Raw genomic sequence first — 18,665 nt, forward strand, 5'->3', positions numbered from 1 at the left:
CGCGGTCACCGAGGCTCCGATCCGACCACCCACATCGAGAAGTACTGCGACCCCCCGCCGTAAGCATGTCCCATTGCTTTGCGGGCGCCTTCGACCTGGTAGTCACCGGCTCGTTGCATGATCTGTTTGGCGGCCTCGGCGAATCGGATGAGCCCGGACGCGCCGATCGGGTTGGAGGACAGCACCCCGCCGGAGGGGTTGATCGGCAGGATCCCGCCGATTTCGGTTTCGCCTTTGTCGGTGAGCTTCCAGCCGTCGCCTGGCGGCACGAAGCCGAGGTTTTCCAGCCACATCGGTTCGAACCAGGAGAACGGAACGTAGATCTCGGCCACGTCGATCTCCTCGAGCGGGTTGGTGATACCCGCCGCTTCCCACAGTGCCGCGGCCGCATCCTGGCCTGCCTGGGGGTTGACCTGATCGCGTCCGGCGAAGGTGGTCGGTTCGGTGCGCATCGCGGTGGCGTGCACCCAGGCGACCTTCCGGCCGGTGGCCTCGACGGCGGCGGCCGCGTCCGCATCGCCGAGCACGATCGCGCACGCGCCATCGGAGGAGGGGCAGGTCTCGTCGAAGCGGATCGGATCCCACAGCATCTGCGAGGCGAGTACCGATTCCAAGGTGATATCGGGCTGCTGCAGATGGGCGAGCGGGTTCTTGGCCCCGTTCCGGCGATCCTTCACCGCGACCATCGCACCGATATGGCTCGGCGCGTTCGAGCGCCGGATGTAGGAGCGCACATGGGGGGCGAAGTAGCCGCCAGCACCCGCGCCGACCGGCATGGTGAACGGCACCGGAATCGACAACGCCCACATGGCGTTCGACTCCGACTGCTTCTCCCAGGCCACCGCGAGCACCCGCTTGTGCACGCCAGCCTGCACCAAATTGGTCGCGACGACACCGGTTGACCCGCCGACCGAGCCCGCGGTGTGCACGCGCAACAGCGGCTTCCCGGTAGCGCCGAGCGCATCCGCCATGAACAGCTCGGGCATCATGACGCCTTCGAAGAAATCGGGCGCCTTGCCGACCACGACCGCGTCGATATCGGCGATGGTGAGTCCGGCGTCATCGAGCGCGCGATCGATGGCCTCGCGACACATGCCCGGCATCGACACGTCGGTACGTTTTGTCACGTGATGGGTTTGTCCGGTGCCGAGCACCGCGGCTGGGTAGCCCCCGCCCGTCGTACTCATTGGGTCTCCGATTCCAAGACGGTCACAAGGTTCTGCTGGAGCGCGGGTCCGCTGGTGGCATGGGCCAGTGCACGGCCCGCCGAGCCGGTCATGATGGCCTCGGCCGCGAAGCCGATGCGCTCGAGGCCCGCGGCGAACATCGGGTTGCCTGCGAGCGCGCCACCGGACGGGTTCACTACGGTGCCCTCGCGCAGGCCGATGGCCTCGGCGAGGATCAACTGCTGATGACTGAACGGCGCGTGCAGTTCCGCGATATCGAAATCACTGGTGCTGCCGCAACCGACTGCCGCGGCCGCGGCCGATGTGGAGGCAGAGACGGTGAGGTCGCGGGCGCCGAGCACCGGTGTATCCACTCGGTGCGCCATACCGGTGATCCAGGCGGGGCGTTCGCACAGTTCACGGGCGCGATCACCCACCGCGAGTACCACGGCGGCCGCGCCGTCGGTGATCGGCGCGACATCGTGCGCGCGCAGCGGATCGGCGACATACGGCTCGCTCAACAGGCTGTCGACATTGCCTGCCGAGCCCGCGGCCACCGCGGCCATATCGCGCTCGGTCCAGCGACCCGCGTCGAGTCCGGCTCGGGCCTGTAGCCCGGCGATGGACAGCGCGTCCGGCCACAGCGGCGCGACCAGATACGGGTCGAGCTGCATGGTGAGCACTTGGCGCAAGGTGCCTGCGGAGGACTTGCCGAAACCGTAGATCAGGGCTGTTTTCGCCTGTCCCGAACGCAGTTTCACCCACGCCTCGTACAGCGCCCATGCGGCGTCCATCTCCACGTGTGATTCGTTGATCGGCGGCACCGCACCGATCGCATCGACTGCGGAGATGAACGAAAACGCGCGTCCGGCAAGGAAGTCGGAAGATCCCGAGCACCAGAAGTCGATATCGGACTTGGTGATGCCGAGCCGATCGTAGAGCTGCTGGAAGCAGGGCACCAGCATCTCGACACCATTGGTAGTGCCGGTGGTCTCCGGCACATGCGGTGCGTGGGTGAAACCCACGACCGCGATATCGGTGGCGTTGTCAGTCAACGTGCGCCTCTCTCAGAGGTGATGTTTGTAGGTCTCGTAGTCGGCATCCGGCTCACCGGTCGGCCGGAAGTGGTCCACGTTCTCCAGGCCGTAGCCCCACTCCTCGCGTGGTTTCCATACCGCTTCCACCCGCATGCCCATGCGCACTTCGCTCGCCTCGCATCCGAGGACCAGATGCAGCACCGGGATATCCGCGCCGTCCAGCAGGACATAGGCCGCGACGTAGGGCGGTTTGATCCGCTGCCCGAGGAACGGGACATTCACAATGCAGAAGGTGGTCACCGTGCCGTGGTCGGACAGTTCCAGGTAATCCTCGGTCGGCCTGCCATCGGTGGGGTTCGCGCCGCGGGGCGGGAAATACACCTTGCCCGCGGCATCGGTGCGCGCGCCGATCAGCTTGCCCTCGGCCAATCCACGCAGGTAGACGGTTTCCTGCGGGGAGGCGGTGTGTTTGTAGGACAGATCGACCGGTGTGACTATCCCGGTGACCGGCTCGGCCGAGCTTTCGGGTTCGGTCGCGGTGCTTGCCTGTTCACCCGGCTCGAAGCAGGCGATATCGTGAATGCTTCCTTCGGTCTGTTCGGCCCACCGGGCGGTCACTCGCATACCGGTGTGGATGTCCTCCGGCGCTGCGATATCGACCGCGTGCAGCAGTGCGGTATCCGCGCCGTCGAGCCGGATCAGTGCCCAGGCGAACGGACGGTCGAACGGCTGGCCGGGCAGCGGTTCGCGCACCCAGGTCCATGTTTCGACGGTGCCGGTCGCGGCGACATCGACGAATTCGGTCAGCGGTGCGGCGGTGATCGGATCGTATTCCGGCGGCGGCACGATCACCCGGCCGTCCGAACCGCGCGCGCCGATGATCTTGCGTTCGCGCAGCTTGGTCAAGAAGGTCCCGATGGTGGGTCCCACCGAGCGGGTGTAGTCGAAATGCGCCCGCAGGGGCGCGCTGAGTACCTCGGGCGCGGTGTTCAATCCCGTGCCGTTTCCACTGGCGATTGCCGTGGATACAGTATTCCCCTGAGTCACGCTATCGAGTAGAACAGGTTCTAACTCTGGTGGCAAGCATTGAACGGAAAGGGGTCCGGAGTGAAATTCGGATTGCAACTCGGATACTGGATGGCCCAGCCACCCGCGAACGCGGGCGAACTGGTGGTGGCAGCTGAGGGGGCCGGATTCGACGCCGTATTCGCCGCCGAATCCTGGGGGTCGGACGCCTTCGGTCCGCTGACCTGGTGGGGCTCGTCGACGCAACGGGTGCGACTCGGTACCTCGGTGGTGCAGATGTCGGCACGGACCCCGGCTGCGACCGCCATGCACGCGCTCACCCTCGACCATCTCAGTGGTGGCCGGGCGATCCTCGGTCTCGGCGTCTCCGGGCCGCAGGTGGTGGAGGGCTGGTACGGTCAGCCGTTCGCCAAGCCATTGCAGCGCACCAGGGAATATGTCGATATCGTGCGGAAGGTGCTGGCTCGTGAAGCGCCGGTCACCAATGACGGCCCGCACTATCCGTTGCCCTACACCGGGCCCGGCTCTCTCGGGCTCGGTAAGCCGCTCAAGCCGATCGTGCATCCGCTGCGTGCGGATCTGCCGATCTGGCTGGGCGCGGAGGGGCCGAAGAATGTCGCGCTGACCGCGGAGATCGCCGATGGCTGGCTGGCCATCTACTACGCGCCCCGGTTGGCCGGGATGTACAACGACTGGCTGGATGAGGGGTTCGCACGGGCGGGCGCCAGGCGGAGCAGGGCGGATTTCGAGATCGCCGCGAGTTGTCAGGTGGTGATCACCGACGACCCGGCGGGCGAACTGGAGCGGATGCGCTGGATCATGGCGCTCTACATCGGCGGTATGGGCGCACCGGAACTGAATTTCCATGCCCAGGTATACCGGCGGATGGGGTACGACCGCGAGGTCGACGAGATCGGACGGCTGTTCCAGGCGGGCAAGAAGGCCGAGGCCGCCGCGATGGTGCCGGACGAGCTGATCCTGGATACCGCGATCATCGGCGACGAGGAGCATGTCCGCAAGCAGCTGCCGGTGTGGGAGGCCGCAGGCGTCACCATGATGCTGGTATCGGTATCCGATATCGAGCAATTGCGTCGGCTCGCCCCCCTTGTCGAACGGTAGAACACGTTCTAAATTTAGTGAGGTGACGACGCAGGAGCCAGTAAAAGTCCTCGGTCTGTGGAACATCGCCGACGCCGAGCCCGACCGGATCGCGATGGTCGATCCCTTGGGTAAGGAGGTGACGTATCGCGAATTGGCCACGCTCGCCAATTGCTATGCCAACGGCCTACGTGAACTCGGCCTGGCCACCGGTGATGTGTTGGTGACCATGCTGCACAACTGTGTGGAGGCGATTGCCGCCTACTTCGCGGCCTATCAGTCCGGTTTGTACATCGTCGCGGTGAACTGGCATCTCACCGGTCCAGAGGTCGCCTACATCCTGGCCGACAGCGAGGCCAAGGCATTCATCGCCAGTGATCGTTTCGCCGCCGCGGCGCAGGCCGCCGCCGACGAAGCGGGACTGCCTGCACAGGCGCGTTACGCGGTCGGCGAGATCGAGGGCTTCCGGCCGGTGGCTCAGCTCGGCACCGCGGACGCCGCCCGGCCTGCCGACCGCGGTACCGGTGCGCCGATGCTCTACACCTCGGGAACCACGGGGCGCCCCAAGGGGGTTCGGCGCCCGCTCACCGGCGCCGACCCGGATGTCATTCCGCCGCACACCACCGCGTTCTTCGGCCTCTTCGAACTGGCGCCCTACGACGATCACGTTCATCTCTGCGGCTCCCCGCTTTATCACACCGCGGTGCTGAACTTCGCCACCATCTCGATTCAGCTGGGCCACAAGCTCGTTCTGATGGATCGCTGGGATGCCGAGGAGATGTTGCGGCTGATCGACAGGTATCGGGTGACGCACAGTCATATGGTGCCCACCCAGTTCCATCGGCTGCTCGCGCTGCCGGAGGAGATACGCGCCGGGTACGACGTGTCCTCGCTGCGCAGTATGGTGCACGGAGCCGCTCCCTGTCCGCAGGAGACCAAGCGGAAGATGCTGGAGTGGTGGGGCCCGACGGTCACCGAGTACTACGCGGCAACCGAAGGCGGCGGAACGGTGATCAACGGCACCGACTGGCTACGCAAACCGGGATCGGTGGGCAAGGCATGGCCGTGGTCGGTGATCAAGGTACTCAGTGAGACCGACGGCTCCGAGGTGCCTGTAGGCGAAACCGGCTTGGTCTATATGCGCATGGGCGTGTCGAGCTTCGAGTATCACCACGACAAGGCCAAAACCGAGGACGCGCGCGTCGGCGATATGTTCACCGTCGGTGATATCGGACATCTCGACGAGGACGGTTACCTCTACCTGCACGACCGGCGCTCGGATCTGATCCTTTCCGGTGGGGTGAACATCTACCCCGCCGAGGTCGAGAACGTGCTCATCACCCATCCGAAGGTCGCCGATGTGGCGGTTTTCGGTATCCCGCATCCGGATTGGGGGCAGGAGGTGAAGGCGGTCGTGCAGCCTGTCGACGGCGTCGCGGGCGATGCGGAGCTCACCGAGGAGCTGATGGCCTTCGCCGCGACCCAGCTGGCCAAATACAAGCGGCCCAAGTCCATCGACTATCTGCCCGAGCTGCCGCGCGACCCCAACGGAAAGCTCTACAAGCGCAAACTTCGCGACCGCTATATCTCGGCGTCCTAGTCTGTCGCGCGGGCGGTCCGCTGGGTTTCGTTCCGGCCGCGCGTGGATTGCCGATAAACGAATGTGCCCTGCGTACCCGGCTGCGCAGGGCACATTCGTGTTCGTAGGTCAGGTCGGTTCGTGAAGTTCTGGAGCGAGGCCGAACAGCAGGAATCAGCCACGTCCTTTGTTGATGTCAATCGCATTGGGCTGCTGATATCATTGTCATAGCTGAATGCGCATCATCATGGAGGTGGTTTAGATGCGTACCACGATCGATCTCGATGATGACTGGGAAGAGGTCGCGCAAGTGCTCGGTACTCACGGCAAGACCGAGACGGTCAACCGCGCACTGGCACACGTCCTCGCCGAGCGCCGCCGCGCCCAGGCCGTGGAGACCTTCCGGACTGTGGACCTCGACCTCGATTCCGAGACCATGCGTGGAGCGTGGGAGTGAGCACTCCCGTCTACCTGGCCGATAAATCCGCCCACGCCCAGCGGTACATCTCAGAAGACGCGGCTCGCCGCTTGGACAGCGAGATCGCCGCGGGGCGCCTCGCCGTCTGTGAGATGGTTGCTCTCGAACTGCTGTACTCGGCTCGTAACAGTAGCGACTATCTTCGCCTGAACACCGCACTCCAAGCCTTGTCTTGGGCAGCCACCGACGGCGCCGCCATGAAACGAGCCCTCGATGTGCAACGCCGACTCGCCCAACGCGGGCAACATCGTCGCCCGCTACCCGACCTCATCATCGCCGCTACCGCTGAACTCGCCGAACTGACTGTGCTGCACTACGACCACGACTTCGACCTCATCGGTGACCTCACCGGCCAGCCGATGGAATGGATCGTGCCCCGAGGTGCCGCGGGCTGACGTCGTGGGTCAGGTCGGTTCGTGAAGTTCTGGAGCGAGGCCGAACAGCGGGAAGAGTTTCTCGGTGTCGTGGAAGAAGTTCAGCCCGGCGATGCGGTCACCGTCGAGTTCCAGCACCGTGATCGACTGTGGCAGCCATACGCCCGGTTCGGGGCCCGGCTTGTAGTGACCGAAGGCGGGCAGGCCGTTGGCGCCTGCCAGGCGGACGAGCCGGGAATCGCGGCAGGCGCTTCCGGCGCCGAGCATGAAGGCGGCCACGTTCTCCGGCCCGGAGATCCACATCTCGATCGGCGGCATGGACATCGCCACATCGTGTTTCAGCAGCGCGGTGAGTGCGTTCATATCGTAGGCCTCGAACGCCTTGACATAGTCGTCCACCAGCTTGCGCTGATCGGCATCGGTTTCGTCGTAGGCATCGGTGTCCGCGGGCCGGGCCTTGGCCATGGTGGCCCTGGCCCGTTGCAGTGCGCTGTTCACCGATGCGGTCGACATGGTGAGCGCATCAGCGGTCTCGTCGGCGGAGAACCGCAGGACCTCACGCATGATCAGAATCGCGCGCTGAGTGGCGGGCAGGTGCTGGCAGGCGGCGACGAAGGCCAGTCGTAGCGTGTCCTTTACATCGGCGTGCTCGGCCGGATCGGCGCCGAAGGCGAGTGCGTTCGGAATGGGCTCGATCCAGACATAGTCCGGCTGCGGCGCTGGTACGGGAGAATCCGGTCGTGCGGGGCCGGATAGATCCATCGGCCGCGCTCGGCGTTGCGGGCCGCCGAGCATATCCAGGCAGACATTGGTGGCGATCTTGTACAGCCAGGTTCGCAGGCCTGCGCGACCTTCGAACGAGCCATAGGACTTCCACGCGCGGGTGAAGGTCTCCTGTACAGCGTCTTCGGCTTCGAAAGAGGAACCGAGCATCCGGTAGGCGTATGCGCACAGCTCTCGGCGATGGGGTTCGAACGAGGCGAGTGCATCGGGAACTGGACCGGATGACGAGCCGGACGAGTCGTTCATAGGTGGCACTGTGCCACAGGGCACCGACATGAACGCAGGACTTCGGATCGGTTGCCCACGGATCGAGCTCGTCGCTTTCTCGGTACGACGTGGGACTGCTCGGTGCTATGGCGACGGCGCGATGAGTTTTCTTGCCCTGGCTCGTCGTATCCAGTGACACGATCGGAATCGTTCGAGAGGAACAGACCCATGAGCAGCAAAATGATCTTCGTCAATCTCCCGGTAGCCGACCTGGATCGGTCGAAGACCTTCTACGAGGCGCTCGGCTGGAAGGTGAATCAAGAATTCACTGATGACAATGCCGCCTGCATCGTGGTCGACGACAACATCTGCCTGATGTTGCTCACCAGGGATTACTTCACCACCTTCAGCAAGCGGCCGGTGGCAGATACCGAGGCGGCGACCAGTGCCGTGTACGCGCTGGCTCTCGGCAGCGTCGAGGAGGTCGACAACCTCGTCGGCGCGGCACTGACCGCGGGCGCGACCGAAGAGGTGAACGAGGACAAGCGGGCGCAGGAAGCGCAAGTCGGCATGTACGGGCGGGCGTTCATCGACCCCGACGGCCATCAGTGGGAGCTGTTCTGGATGAACTACCCGGGCGGCAACTGAACTCGGTTGGGCCGCTTCCGATGCTCCGTGCGCCAGGGGCGGCCCAAGGCCTTCGGCGGGCTGATGCGTTCAGCTGCCGGTGAAAGTGGGCTTACGCTTCTCCGCGAACGCTTTCGGCCCTTCCTTGGCATCTGTCGAGCGGAATACGGTCATCCCGATCTCGGCTTCGACCCGGAAGGCCTCGTTCTCCGGCATGGCCTCGGTCTCCCGGATGGTGCGCAGAATGGCCTGCACGGCAAGGGGGCCGTTGGCGGCGATCTGCCCGGCGATCTCCAGCGCTTTGTCCAGTGCCGTACCGTCCGGCACCACCTGTCCGATCAGCCCGATCTCCTTGGCCTCCGTCGCAGTGACGTGCCGACCGGTGAGCAGGATGTCCGCGGCGATGGTGTAGGGGATCTGGCGGACCAATCGCACTGCCGATCCACCAAGCGGGAACAGGCCCCATCGAGCTTCGGACACGCCGAATTTCGCGCTCTCACCGGCAACCCGGATATCGGTGCCCTGCAGGATCTCGGTGCCGCCCGCGATGGCAGGGCCCTCGACTGCCGCGATCAATGGTTTGGTCAGTCTGCGGCCTTTGAGCAGCGCGTCGATCGTGGACAGGTCCCAGCCGCCGCCCGCGAACGAGTCGCCGGGGTGCTGGGTGGTCATCGCCTTGAGATCGGCGCCGGCGCAGAACGCACCGCCCGCGCCGGTCAGGATCGCCACACGGATATCCGGATCATTGTCCACCTGGTCCCAGGCGTCTCGCATGATCGCCATCATCTCCCCCGACAAGGCATTACGCGCCTCGGGGCGGTTCATGGTGACGATGAGGACATGGTCGCGCTTTTCCACCAGACAGTGCGGCATTGCTGATTCTCCTGACTTCTGACCTTGTCAGAGACAGTAACACGTTCTATTTTTAGGACTGTGAGCTACAACATAGCGGACCTTGTCGAACATGCCATCGACCTGATGCCCGACCGCGTCGTACTGGCCGACGACGGCCGTGAGGTCACCTACGCCCAGTTGGAGGAGCGGGCCAATAAACTCGCTCACTACCTGCGAGATCAGGGGGTCCAGCCGGGTGACAAGGTGGGCATCTACTCACGCAACACGATCGAGGCCGTCGAGGCCATGGTCGCGATCTTCAAGGCACGGGCCGTGATGATCAACGTGAACTATCGATACATCGAGAACGAGTTACAGTACATCTTCGACAACTCCGATATGGTCGCGCTGGTCCACGAGCGCCGCTACAGCGACAAAGTCGCCGCCGTCCGCCCGAAGGTCCCGCAGCTGCGCACCGTCATCGTCGTCGACGACGATACGACCGGCACGATTCCCACCGCAGCGGATTCGGTGGAATACGAGTCGGTGCTCGCGCAGTCCTCGGGAGAGCGTGATTTCGGCGATCGCTCCCCGGACGATCTGTACATGCTCTACACCGGCGGCACTACCGGTATGCCCAAGGGGGTGATGTGGCGCCAGGAGGATGTATGGCGCGTGCTCGGCGGGGGCATCAATTTCATCACCGGCGAATATGTCCAGGAAGAGTGGGAATTGGCGAAGCTCGGCGCGAGCAACCCACCTATGGTGCGGTTCCCGATTCCGCCGATGATCCACGGTGGCGCGCAGTGGGCTACATTCCAGAGTCTGTTCGGCGGAGGTAAGACCGTGATGATCCCGGAGTTCTCCGGGCACGGAGTGTGGCAGGCCATCGACAGGCACAAGATCAACCTGATCTTCATCACCGGCGACGCGATGGCGCGCCCGATGCTCGACGCATTGGTCGAGGGCAATCCGGAAACTGGTCAGCCCTACGATCTTTCGAGCCTGTATGTGGTGGCCAGCAGTGCGGCGTTGTTCTCTCCCGCGCTCAAGGACCAGTTCCTCGAGCTGCTGCCGAACCGGATGATCTCCGATTCGATCGGCTCCTCGGAGACCGGTTTCGGCGGGCTTTCCCTTGTCACCAAGGGCGCCACGCATACAGGGGGGCCCCGGGTGAAGATCGATGCCGCTACCGCGGTGCTCGACGAGGAGGGCAATCCCGTGCAGCCAGGATCCGGTGTGGTCGGCATCTTGGCCAGGAGCGGGCATCTGCCACTCGGCTACTACAAGGACGAGGCCAAGTCCGCGGCGACCTTCAAGGAGTTCAACGGGATTCGCTACGCCATCCCCGGTGATTTCGCCAGGGTCGAGGAGGACGGTACGGTCACCATGCTCGGCCGTGGTTCGGTCAGCATCAACAGCGGCGGCGAGAAGATCTATCCCGAGGAGGTCGAGGGCGCGCTCAAGACGCACCCGGAGATCTTCGACGCGCTGGTGGTCGGTATCGAGGACGAACGCTGGGGCCAGCGGGTGGTGGCCGTGGTGCAGTGTCGCGGTGAGAAGCGGCCCACGCTGGAGGAGCTGCGCCCGGTGCTCACCAAGGAGATCGCCTCCTACAAGATGCCGCGCAGTCTGTGGTTCGTAGACGAGATCAAGCGTTCCCCCGCGGGTAAACCCGATTACCGCTGGGCCAAGGAACAGACCAAGGCCCGTCCGGCGGACGAGCACGCCGAAGCAAGCTCGAAATAGCAGCCTGCGGCGCAGGTGCGGCCGGAGTCAACTGTTGGCGAGCTCGGCCAGCCGGGATGCGAGGCGGTGGCGGACAGCGGGGATCCTGATCAGGGTGGTGAGAGCCAGATTGCGTACGGCGCGGGCGGGGCGGGAGTGCAAGGTCGCGATTCTGGTCATCCGGTCGGTGAACGAGACGACATCGAGCGCGACCGGGCGGCGGGTTGCTTCGTAGTTGTGCAACAGGGTGCCCGGCTCGCCTGCGAGTACTCGGGTCACCAGTGGGCCGAGTGCGGCGGCGTCCTGGATGCCGGTGTTCATTCCCTGGCCACCCGCTGGGCTGTGTACGTGGGCGGCATCGCCCGCGAGCAGGATGCGGTCCCTGCGGTAATGGTCGGCGACCCGGTGGTGTATGCGAAAGTGTGAGCTCCACAGCACCTCACGAACTTCTACCGCACCGCCGGGGCCGTAGATGTCCAGGATGGACTGGATATCCGCGGCGGTCGGGTGGTCGGGCGTGTTCTCCAGGGGAGCCACTATGCGGTAGCGATTCGTGGTCTGCTCGTCCGGTAAAGGGAAGATCACTGCGATGCCTTCTTGGTGAAGGTGTACCGACCCGGCATGAGTGATCGGCCAGTCCATCCGGATATCGGCGAGGAGGAAGGACTCCGGGTAGGTGCCCCCAGCGAATCCGATGCCTGCCTGCTCACGGACCACGCTGTGTATGCCATCGGCCCCGATGACGTAATCGGCGCCGATGCTGCCGGGATTCCCTGCGGCATCGGTGTATTCAACTGTGGCACCGTCTTTTTCGTTGATGACTCTACTGACTCGGTATGGTCGGTACACTTCGCCGCCTGCTTTCCGCAACCGGTTCAGCAGTATCGCTTCGGTGGTGGCCTGCGGGGTTGTCAGGATGTACGGATAGCGGGTGGGGAGATCATCGAAAGCGATGGTGGCCAGTGCGTGCTTGCCGTCGTACAGAGCGAAGCGCGATGTGATGAGACCCGTCGAGATCAGTTCTTCGGCAATGCCGAGCTGTTCGAAGATCTCCAGTGTCCTGGCGTGCACAACGGCGGCGCGTGAGGTATTCGAGCTTTCCGCGAGCCGGTCCAGCAGGACGAAATCGATGTCCGCGTCGGCCAGCGTGATGGCGGCGGTCAGTCCGGTGGGGCCAGCGCCGACGATAACGACGGAGGTGGTCGCGGGTAGTGGGGTCGAGTTGGCGTTCATCGGCCGTCCTCGTTGTCCGTGCTGCCCCGCAGTCGGTGGACGGCGCGTCGTCCTCGAGTCGAGGAAGCTTCGGCTCGTACGATTCGTAATGTGCCATCGACATCGATGACCTCCACGTCGTCGCCTTCGTGAAGATTGTTCTCAGCGCGAAGGTCGGCGGGGATCGTCACTTGTCCCTTGCTGCTCAGGCGCATCGCATTCCCCTATCACGATGGGTTCATAGCAATCGTAATACCGACGGCGCCGCGAGATCAGGCACGCTCGGCACAGTGGTCTCGGCCTGTCATGGTGGCGGGCATGTTCGCCGCTCTCGTGCGGTACCGCGCAGTACCATCGGGCTATAGCTGGGCTGAACATCAGGTTTTCCGAGGAAGAACTGGTCGCGCTGCGTCAGCGTGCGCAGGCAGAGGGCCGCAGTATGCAGCAGTTCGTCCACGATGCGGTCATCAAGGCGATCAACGAGCACTCCAGGCTGTTCGATGAGGCGGCCGATCATGTTCTGCGAGTCAGTGAGGAGCTGAACCGGAGACTCGCCTGATGGAGTACCTGACGCTGCCTGAACTGCTGAATCTCGCTGAGCGGCTGGATACTGCGGCGGTTCGCGACTACGGTCTGCTCGAATCGGCTCTTACTCGACCACAGTCCAGTGTATTCGGACAGGACGCTTACCCGGACGTATGGCAAAAGGCAGCCGCGTTGATGGAATCGATCGCACGCAATTACGGTCTGGTCGACGGGAATAAGCGACTGGCGTGGTACGCGAGCCGGGTCTTCTTGTACCTCGACGGTCACCGGCTCGACCCGCGTTTCGATGTCGATGATGCCGAGCGTTTCGTGCTGGACGTCTGTCAGGGTGTGCTCGACGTTCCAGCGATTGCCGAGCGCTTGATGAAATTCGAAGGTTGACCGCCGACCGATCGGCCCGTCCGGTATTCCCGCACGGCCGATCGGCCGGTGTCGCGGTCAGGAGGGCGTGGCGGCCAGCAGGGCGCCGAGTGCGCGCAGGTGGTCGGTGCCTGAACCGAGGGCGAACTCGTTGTGCTTGGCCGCGGTGAAGTAGTTGTGCGCGATGTGGTCGCGGTCGATGCCGACACCACCGTGTACGTGGACGACGGTGTGCGCGACACGGTGGCCGGCGTCGGCGGCCCAGAACTTCGCCGTATGCACCGCCTCGGCCGAGTCCAGGCCCTCCGCCACTCGCCATGCGGCCTGAGTTACCGCCAGGCGCAGGCCCTGGACATCGATATACGCATCGGCGAGGCGCTGGGCGACGGCCTGGAAGCTGCCGATCTGCTTGCCGAACTGTTCTCTCTCCCTGGCGTATTCGGCGACCAGGTCCAGCGCCCGCTCCAGAGTGCCCAGCTGCAGGGCGCTGAGTCCGAGCCAGGCGCGGGTGAGAATCCAGTCCAGGATTTCGGCGCCGTTCGCGGTGGTGCCGACCAATTCGGCGGGCGTATCGGTGAGCTCGACCACGAACTCCGGGCTCTGGTCGACGACTTGCTGCGCGGTCACCGTCGCTGCCGTCGGGTCGACAAGGAAGACCGCTGTGGTCCCGGAGATACTGGCGGGGACGAGGATGCGTTCGGCTCGATTCGCGTACGGCACGGTGGTTTTGACGCCGGTGAGCCGCCAGCCTTCGGCTGTCTCGTTCGCGGTGGTGGTCGGCGTGCCTGGTTCCCAGTTGCGCTCTTCGGCCAGTGCCACCGTGAGGATGGCGCTACCCGAGCATGCCCGGGTGGCTACCTCCTGTTGCGCCGCATCGCCGAAACGGGCCAGTGTGCCCGCGCCGAGGACGATCGACCACAGATAGGGCACGGCCGCGAGGTGCTTGCCGAGCTCACGCAGGATGGCGGTCTGCTCGAGCGGGCCTAGGTCATTGCCGCCGACCGTCTCGGGCAGGGTCGCCGCGAGTACACCGGTCTCCGCCAGCGAACTCCACAGGGGCTGGTCGAAGCGCTCGGCGTCCGATCCTGCCGCACCCGCGGTATCGAGTTCCCGTAACCGGTCGGCGGTGACCAGCTTTCCGCACACTTCGGCGGTCAGTTTGCCGAGATCGGATTGTGCTTCGGTGGGGATGAAATCCATGGTGGTCTACCTGCTTTCGATCAGCGCGCCGCGGCAGGCTGCTTGAGGGCGGTCATGGCGATGATGTCGCGCTGCACTTCGTTGGTGCCGCCGCCGAAGGTCAAGATGAGCGCGGCGCGGTGCATCCGTTCCAGCCGTCCGCGCAGTTCGGCGCCGGGAGAATCCTGGCGCAGATACGCTTGCGGGCCGAGTACCTCCATGAGCAGCCGGTATGCCTCGGTGGCCAGTTCGGTGCCGTACACCTTGCAGGCCGAGGCGTCCCACGGTCGCGGAGCCGCATCGCCGCCAGCATCGGCCCGGCTGGCGATTTCCCAGTTCAGCAGCTTGAGGTATTCGACCTTGGCGTGCACCCTGGCCAGGTTGAGCTGCACCCATTCCCGGTCGATCACGCGGGAGCCGTCGCCTGCTTTGGTAGCGCTAGCCCATTCGACGGTTTGCCGCAGGGCCAGCAGCAGCGGCCCGGCCGAGGTGAGTGCGACGCGCTCGTGGTTGAGCTGATTGGTGATCAGCGCCCAGCCGCCGTTCTCCTGGCCGACCAGCGCGCTCGCGGGAACCCGGACGTCCTGGTAGTACGTCGCGCTGGTATCAGGGCCCGCCATGGTGTGCACCGGGGTCCAGGAGAAGCCCTCCGCGGTGGTCGGCACGATGAGCATGCTGATGCCCTTGTGCTTCTTGGCCGCTGGATCGGTACGCACGGCCAGCCAGATGTAGTCGGCGTAGGCGATCAGGCTGGTCCACATCTTCTGGCCGTTGATCACATAGTCGTCACCGTCGCGCACCGCCGTGGTCCGCAGGCTGGCCAGGTCGGTACCCGCGCCCGGTTCGGAGTAACCGATGGAGAAGTGCAGTTCGCCTGCCGCGATCTTGGGCAGGAAGAACTTTTTCTGCTCCGCGCTGCCATAGTGCATGATCGTCGGCGCTACCGAGTTGATGGTCAGGAACGGCACCGGCGCGCCCGCGGTCGCGGCCTCGTCGGTGAAGATCAGCTGATCCATGATGGGGCGGTCCTGCCCGCCGTACTCCTTGGGCCAACCAAGCGCCAGCCAGCCGTCGTGGCCCATCTGCTGGACGACTTCGCGATAGACATTGCCCTGCCCGTACTCGCCGGTCTGCGCGCTCAGCGCCGCTCTGCGCTCGGGGGTGATGAGCTGCGCGAAGTAGTCACGCAGTTCCGCGCGCAGCTGCTCCTGTTGTGGCGTGTACGCAATGCGCATAGCAGTACCTCGGGCCTTCGTCGGATCGGGTTCTCCCGATCATTGCACATGAACTGAAACATGTTCCAGTATTGCTAGCGGATCTAGGTGATGGGGCCCAGCTGGTATAGATCGATTGTTAGGCTTTGATCGCAGTGGCGGTAGAAGGAGTTGTTATGAAGATAAGTGTCGATCCCGACCTGTGCGAAGCGAATGGGATCTGCGTCGGAATAGCCCCCGACGTGTTCGAACTCGATGATGAGGATGTGCTGCACATCGCGAACGCCGAGGTGCCGCCAGAGCGGCTCGCCGACGTCGAGGATGCTGTCGCGCAGTGCCCCAAGGCGGCGCTGCGACTGCAGTGATCACCCCTTGTCGTAATTTGTAACACGTTCTAGAGTCGGCTCGTGGGTAATGATCTGAGCTTGGCCGGCCGAGTAGCGATAGTGACCGGCGGCGGCGCCGGATTGGGAAGGGCCGAAGCGCTCGCGCTGGCTGGGGCGGGCGCCTCGGTGGTGGTCAACGATCTGGCGAAGTCGGACGCGGTGGCCGACACGCTTGCCGAAATCCGTGCGCTCGGCGCCAAGGCGGAGTTCGTCGCCGGCAGTATCGCCGAACGGGCCACCGCCGACGCCTTGATTCGCACGGCCGAGGAGTCCTTCGGGTCGGTCGACATCGTGGTCAACAACGCGGGCGTTACCCGCGACCGCATGCTGTTCAACATGTCCGACGAGGATTTCGACCAGGTGATCGCGGTGCATCTGCGCGGCCATTTCCTGCTGTCGCGCAATGCGGGCGCTTACTGGCGAGGCAAGTCCAAACAGGCGGGCGCCCCGGTATACGGGAGGCTGGTCAACACCTCCTCGGAGGCGGGATTGCTCGGTCCGGAGGGGCAGGCCAACTACGGTGCCGCGAAGGCGGGTATCACCACCCTGACGCTCTCCGCCGCACGGGCACTGTCGCGCTACGGGGTGCGCGCCAATGCGATCGCGCCGCGGGCGCGGACCGCGATGACCGCCGCGGTATTCAGCCCGGCGCCGGAGGGGGAGATCGACCCGCTGTCACCTGATCATGTGGCCCGGTTGGTCGCCTACCTCGCTTCGCCCGCGGCCGATGCGATCAATGGACAGTTGTTCGTGGTCTATGGGGGGATGGTGGCGCTGATGGCGGCGCCGGTTGTCGAACGCCGCTTCGACGCGGCAGACGGTCAGTGGTCGGCGCGAGATCTGGCCGATACGCTCGGCGGCTACTTCGCGGATCGGCCCGCAGGACAAACCTTCTCGGCATCATCGCTGATCGATCTGGAGTGATCGGCGGCGGGTATCGCCGATGTTACGGATCAGCTGTTGATCATGACATCTCTGCTTGGTAGACATAGGGACGGGTTATGTCGTACCTCACAGAGGCGGTGCGATTTACCAGTTGAAACCTGTTGCAATTGATAACGCCAACAATTCAATGAATGGCACGTGAAAAGTGTGAAATCACTTCCGGTGGCACATTGAACATGTTCTAATCACTGCGGCGGTGCGGTCACGGCGGAGTTTCGCGCCGAGGGTTGTACGCGCCGTTCGAGCAAGGAGGATCGCGGATGAACCAGGTCCTTGCCGAGCCATTGCGGGCCGTGGGGGGATTCTTCGAACTCACTGTCGATGTCGTGCGTTCCAGCGTGCGCAGGCCCTTTCAATGGCGCGAGTTCATCGACCAGTCCTGGTTCATCGCGCGCGTATCGATCGTGCCGACGTTGATGGTGGCCATCCCGTTCACCGTTCTGGTCAGCTTCACACTGAACATTCTGTTGCGCGAGATCGGTGCGGCCGACCTCAGCGGCGCGGGCGCGGCATTCGGTTCGGTCACGCAGATCGGGCCGATCGTCACGGTGCTCATCGTCGCAGGAGCCGGTGCTACCGCGATCTGCGCGGATCTCGGCGCCCGCACCATTCGCGAGGAAATCGACGCCATGCGAGTGCTCGGTATCAATCCGGTGCATCGACTGGTGGTGCCGCGCGTGCTCGCGTCCATGTTCGTCGCACTGATGCTCAACAGCCTGGTGTGTACGATCGGCATCGTTGGGGGGTTTATGTTCTCGGTGTATTTGCAGGATGTGAATCCTGGTGCGTTCGTCAACGGCATCACGCTGCTCACTCATCTGCCCGAGCTGATCCTTTCCGAGGTGAAAGCGGGATTGTTCGGGTTGATCGCGGGGTTGGTCGCCTGCTATCTGGGACTGAATGTCAGAGGGGGGCCCAAAAGTGTCGGTGATGCGGTGAATCAGACCGTGGTCTTTTCCTTCATGGCCTTGTTCGTGGTGAATGTGGTGGTCACCGCCGTCGGTATCAAGTTCACGGCGCGGTGACCGGATGGCTTTCGTCATAGAGTCCCGCTTCCCCCGCACCGTCCGGCGCGTGCGCCAACTGTCGGACTCGCTCGATACGGTGGGCAAGCAGGCGGTGTTCTACGCCAAGGCGTTGGGTTCCATTCCCCGGGCATTGGTGCACTACCGCACCGAGACGATCCGGCTGATCGCGGAAATCAGCATGGGCACCGGCGCTTTGGCGGTGATCGGCGGCACCGTGGTTATCGTCGGCTTCCTCACCTTGTTCGCAGGCGGCACCATCGCGGTGCAGGGTTACAGCTCACTGGGCAATATCGGGGTCGAGGCACTCACCGGCTTCTTCGCGGCGTTCATCAACGTGCGCATCGCGGCGCCGGTGATCTCCGGTATCGGCTTGGCCGCCACCATCGGGGCCGGATCGACCGCGCAGCTCGGCGCGATGCGGGTGGCCGAGGAGATCGACGCACTGGAGTCGATGGCGATCCGGCCGGTGCCGTACCTGGTCGGTACCAGGGTGCTGGCCGGGATGATCGCGATCATCCCGCTCTACGCGCTCGCGGTGATCGCCTCGTTCGTGGCGAGCCGGTTCGCCACGGTGGTGATCTACGGACAGTCGGCAGGCGTCTACGACCATTACTTCTCCACCTTCCTCATTCCGACCGACATCCTCTGGTCATTCGCCCAGGCGATCTTCATGGCGCTGGCGATCATGATGATCCACACCTACTACGGCTACCACGCTGTCGGTGGACCGGTCGGGGTCGGCGTCGCGGTAGGTAACGCGGTACGGACCTCGCTGGTTGCAGTGGTCACCGTGACCCTGCTCATCTCGTTGGCCATCTACGGCACCTCGGGCAACTTCCATCTCTCCGGATAAGCGAT

At 64.3% G+C, this 18,665-nt stretch carries 20 protein-coding genes; 11 read left to right on the forward strand and 9 right to left on the reverse strand.

The window, feature by feature from the left end:
* Positions 1-5 precede the first annotated feature (5 nt).
* From ACL02S_RS06725 to ACL02S_RS06735, 3 genes are read right to left on the reverse strand one after another with little or no spacing between them, the layout of a single operon-like run.
* Positions 6-1,187 (reverse strand): thiolase family protein, encoded by a 1,182-nt coding sequence (locus tag ACL02S_RS06725; RefSeq protein WP_412801424.1) that lies wholly within the window; start codon positions 1,185-1,187, stop codon positions 6-8.
* The gene (locus ACL02S_RS06730) at positions 1,184-2,221 is read right to left on the reverse strand and encodes a thiolase family protein (protein WP_412801425.1); all 1,038 of its coding nucleotides are present in this window, start codon (positions 2,219-2,221) and stop codon (positions 1,184-1,186) included. The genes ACL02S_RS06725 and ACL02S_RS06730 overlap by 4 nt, the downstream gene beginning before the upstream one ends.
* Positions 2,222-2,233: 12 nt before the next feature.
* Positions 2,234-3,196, reverse strand: a complete 963-nt coding sequence (locus tag ACL02S_RS06735) for a Zn-ribbon domain-containing OB-fold protein (RefSeq protein ID WP_412801635.1) — start codon at positions 3,194-3,196, stop codon at positions 2,234-2,236.
* A 114-nt stretch (positions 3,197-3,310) separates the two neighbouring features.
* Between ACL02S_RS06735 and ACL02S_RS06740 the strand changes: the two genes are divergently transcribed.
* The 4 genes from ACL02S_RS06740 (at position 3,311) to ACL02S_RS06755 (ending at position 6,779) form a co-directional block, all read left to right on the forward strand.
* Entirely contained in the window at positions 3,311-4,348 is a 1,038-nt protein-coding gene (locus ACL02S_RS06740) for an LLM class F420-dependent oxidoreductase (protein ID WP_412801426.1), read from the forward strand.
* Between the two features lie 22 nt (positions 4,349-4,370).
* Positions 4,371-5,927, forward strand: coding sequence for an acyl-CoA synthetase (locus ACL02S_RS06745; protein WP_412801427.1), 1,557 nt, complete (start codon positions 4,371-4,373; stop codon positions 5,925-5,927).
* 241 nt (positions 5,928-6,168) lie between these two features.
* Entirely contained in the window at positions 6,169-6,363 is a 195-nt protein-coding gene (locus tag ACL02S_RS06750) for a type II toxin-antitoxin system VapB family antitoxin (protein WP_412801428.1), read from the forward strand.
* Positions 6,360-6,779 carry a PIN domain nuclease gene (locus ACL02S_RS06755; protein WP_412801429.1) on the forward strand — a complete coding sequence of 140 codons (420 nt, stop codon included), beginning with the start codon at positions 6,360-6,362 and terminating at the stop codon, positions 6,777-6,779. The genes ACL02S_RS06750 and ACL02S_RS06755 overlap by 4 nt, the downstream gene beginning before the upstream one ends.
* A gap of 9 nt (positions 6,780-6,788) precedes the next feature.
* Here ACL02S_RS06755 and ACL02S_RS06760 read toward each other — a convergent pair whose 3' ends face one another.
* A complete protein-coding gene (locus ACL02S_RS06760) occupies positions 6,789-7,787 on the reverse strand; it encodes a sigma-70 family RNA polymerase sigma factor (protein ID WP_412801430.1) in 999 nt (332 codons plus the stop codon).
* 189 nt (positions 7,788-7,976) lie between these two features.
* Here ACL02S_RS06760 and ACL02S_RS06765 point away from each other — a divergent pair, with 189 nt between their 5' ends.
* A complete protein-coding gene (locus ACL02S_RS06765; RefSeq protein ID WP_412801431.1) occupies positions 7,977-8,396 on the forward strand; it encodes a VOC family protein in 420 nt (139 codons plus the stop codon).
* Between the two features lie 69 nt (positions 8,397-8,465).
* On the opposite strand, the gene ACL02S_RS06770 is transcribed toward ACL02S_RS06765, so the two are convergent.
* Positions 8,466-9,248 (reverse strand): crotonase/enoyl-CoA hydratase family protein, encoded by a 783-nt coding sequence (locus tag ACL02S_RS06770; protein ID WP_412801432.1) that lies wholly within the window; start codon positions 9,246-9,248, stop codon positions 8,466-8,468.
* Between the two features lie 60 nt (positions 9,249-9,308).
* On the opposite strand from ACL02S_RS06770, the gene ACL02S_RS06775 reads away from it, so the two are divergent.
* Positions 9,309-10,958: an acyl-CoA synthetase gene (locus tag ACL02S_RS06775; protein WP_412801433.1), complete on the forward strand. Its 1,650-nt coding sequence runs from the start codon at positions 9,309-9,311 to the stop codon at positions 10,956-10,958.
* 27 nt (positions 10,959-10,985) lie between these two features.
* Here ACL02S_RS06775 and ACL02S_RS06780 read toward each other — a convergent pair whose 3' ends face one another.
* Together ACL02S_RS06780 and ACL02S_RS06785 are read right to left on the reverse strand one after the other, a co-directional pair.
* Positions 10,986-12,170, reverse strand: coding sequence for an FAD-dependent oxidoreductase (locus tag ACL02S_RS06780; RefSeq protein WP_412801434.1), 1,185 nt, complete (start codon positions 12,168-12,170; stop codon positions 10,986-10,988).
* Complete coding sequence (locus ACL02S_RS06785; protein ID WP_412801435.1) at positions 12,167-12,364, reverse strand: AbrB/MazE/SpoVT family DNA-binding domain-containing protein; 198 nt, start codon at positions 12,362-12,364, stop codon at positions 12,167-12,169. Before ACL02S_RS06785 ends, ACL02S_RS06780 begins: the two co-directional genes overlap by 4 nt.
* A gap of 340 nt (positions 12,365-12,704) precedes the next feature.
* Here ACL02S_RS06785 and ACL02S_RS06790 point away from each other — a divergent pair, with 340 nt between their 5' ends.
* The gene (locus tag ACL02S_RS06790) at positions 12,705-13,076 is read left to right on the forward strand and encodes a type II toxin-antitoxin system death-on-curing family toxin (RefSeq protein WP_412801636.1); all 372 of its coding nucleotides are present in this window, start codon (positions 12,705-12,707) and stop codon (positions 13,074-13,076) included.
* Positions 13,077-13,133: 57 nt separating this feature from the next.
* On the opposite strand, the gene ACL02S_RS06795 is transcribed toward ACL02S_RS06790, so the two are convergent.
* On the reverse strand, positions 13,134-14,255 hold the full coding sequence (locus tag ACL02S_RS06795; protein WP_412801436.1) for an acyl-CoA dehydrogenase family protein: 1,122 nt from the start codon (positions 14,253-14,255) through the stop codon (positions 13,134-13,136).
* 20 nt (positions 14,256-14,275) lie between these two features.
* Positions 14,276-15,469 carry an acyl-CoA dehydrogenase family protein gene (locus tag ACL02S_RS06800; protein WP_412801437.1) on the reverse strand — a complete coding sequence of 398 codons (1,194 nt, stop codon included), beginning with the start codon at positions 15,467-15,469 and terminating at the stop codon, positions 14,276-14,278.
* Positions 15,470-15,624: 155 nt separating this feature from the next.
* Here ACL02S_RS06800 and ACL02S_RS06805 point away from each other — a divergent pair, with 155 nt between their 5' ends.
* The 4 genes from ACL02S_RS06805 (at position 15,625) to ACL02S_RS06820 (ending at position 18,660) form a co-directional block, all read left to right on the forward strand.
* Positions 15,625-15,813, forward strand: a complete 189-nt coding sequence (locus ACL02S_RS06805; protein WP_412801438.1) for a ferredoxin — start codon at positions 15,625-15,627, stop codon at positions 15,811-15,813.
* 42 nt (positions 15,814-15,855) lie between these two features.
* A complete protein-coding gene (locus tag ACL02S_RS06810; RefSeq protein ID WP_412801439.1) occupies positions 15,856-16,758 on the forward strand; it encodes a 3-oxoacyl-ACP reductase in 903 nt (300 codons plus the stop codon).
* 281 nt (positions 16,759-17,039) lie between these two features.
* Positions 17,040-17,804 carry an MlaE family ABC transporter permease gene (locus tag ACL02S_RS06815; protein ID WP_412801440.1) on the forward strand — a complete coding sequence of 255 codons (765 nt, stop codon included), beginning with the start codon at positions 17,040-17,042 and terminating at the stop codon, positions 17,802-17,804.
* Between the two features lie 4 nt (positions 17,805-17,808).
* Positions 17,809-18,660: an MlaE family ABC transporter permease gene (locus ACL02S_RS06820; RefSeq protein ID WP_412801441.1), complete on the forward strand. Its 852-nt coding sequence runs from the start codon at positions 17,809-17,811 to the stop codon at positions 18,658-18,660.
* The last annotated feature ends 5 nt before the right edge of the window (positions 18,661-18,665 follow it).

It is taken from the genome of Nocardia spongicola, from assembly GCF_047200775.1.
Lineage (GTDB): Bacteria > Actinomycetota > Actinomycetes > Mycobacteriales > Mycobacteriaceae > Nocardia.

Bases quoted from the DNA above. Each gene is read 5' to 3' on its own strand.
- ACL02S_RS06805 (WP_412801438.1), top strand. From the start codon at position 15,625: ATGAAGATAAGTGTCGATCCCGACCTGTGCGAAGCGAATGGGATCTGC.
- ACL02S_RS06750 (WP_412801428.1), top strand. From the start codon at position 6,169: ATGCGTACCACGATCGATCTCGATGATGACTGGGAAGAGGTCGCGCAA.
- ACL02S_RS06815 (WP_412801440.1), top strand. From the start codon at position 17,040: ATGAACCAGGTCCTTGCCGAGCCATTGCGGGCCGTGGGGGGATTCTTC.
- ACL02S_RS06785 (WP_412801435.1), bottom strand. From the start codon at position 12,364: ATGCGCCTGAGCAGCAAGGGACAAGTGACGATCCCCGCCGACCTTCGC.
- ACL02S_RS06770 (WP_412801432.1), bottom strand. From the start codon at position 9,248: ATGCCGCACTGTCTGGTGGAAAAGCGCGACCATGTCCTCATCGTCACC.
- ACL02S_RS06725 (WP_412801424.1), bottom strand. From the start codon at position 1,187: ATGAGTACGACGGGCGGGGGCTACCCAGCCGCGGTGCTCGGCACCGGA.
- ACL02S_RS06800 (WP_412801437.1), bottom strand. From the start codon at position 15,469: ATGCGCATTGCGTACACGCCACAACAGGAGCAGCTGCGCGCGGAACTG.
- ACL02S_RS06780 (WP_412801434.1), bottom strand. From the start codon at position 12,170: ATGAACGCCAACTCGACCCCACTACCCGCGACCACCTCCGTCGTTATC.
- ACL02S_RS06820 (WP_412801441.1), top strand. From the start codon at position 17,809: ATGGCTTTCGTCATAGAGTCCCGCTTCCCCCGCACCGTCCGGCGCGTG.
- ACL02S_RS06765 (WP_412801431.1), top strand. From the start codon at position 7,977: ATGAGCAGCAAAATGATCTTCGTCAATCTCCCGGTAGCCGACCTGGAT.
- ACL02S_RS06760 (WP_412801430.1), bottom strand. From the start codon at position 7,787: ATGAACGACTCGTCCGGCTCGTCATCCGGTCCAGTTCCCGATGCACTC.
- ACL02S_RS06795 (WP_412801436.1), bottom strand. From the start codon at position 14,255: ATGGATTTCATCCCCACCGAAGCACAATCCGATCTCGGCAAACTGACC.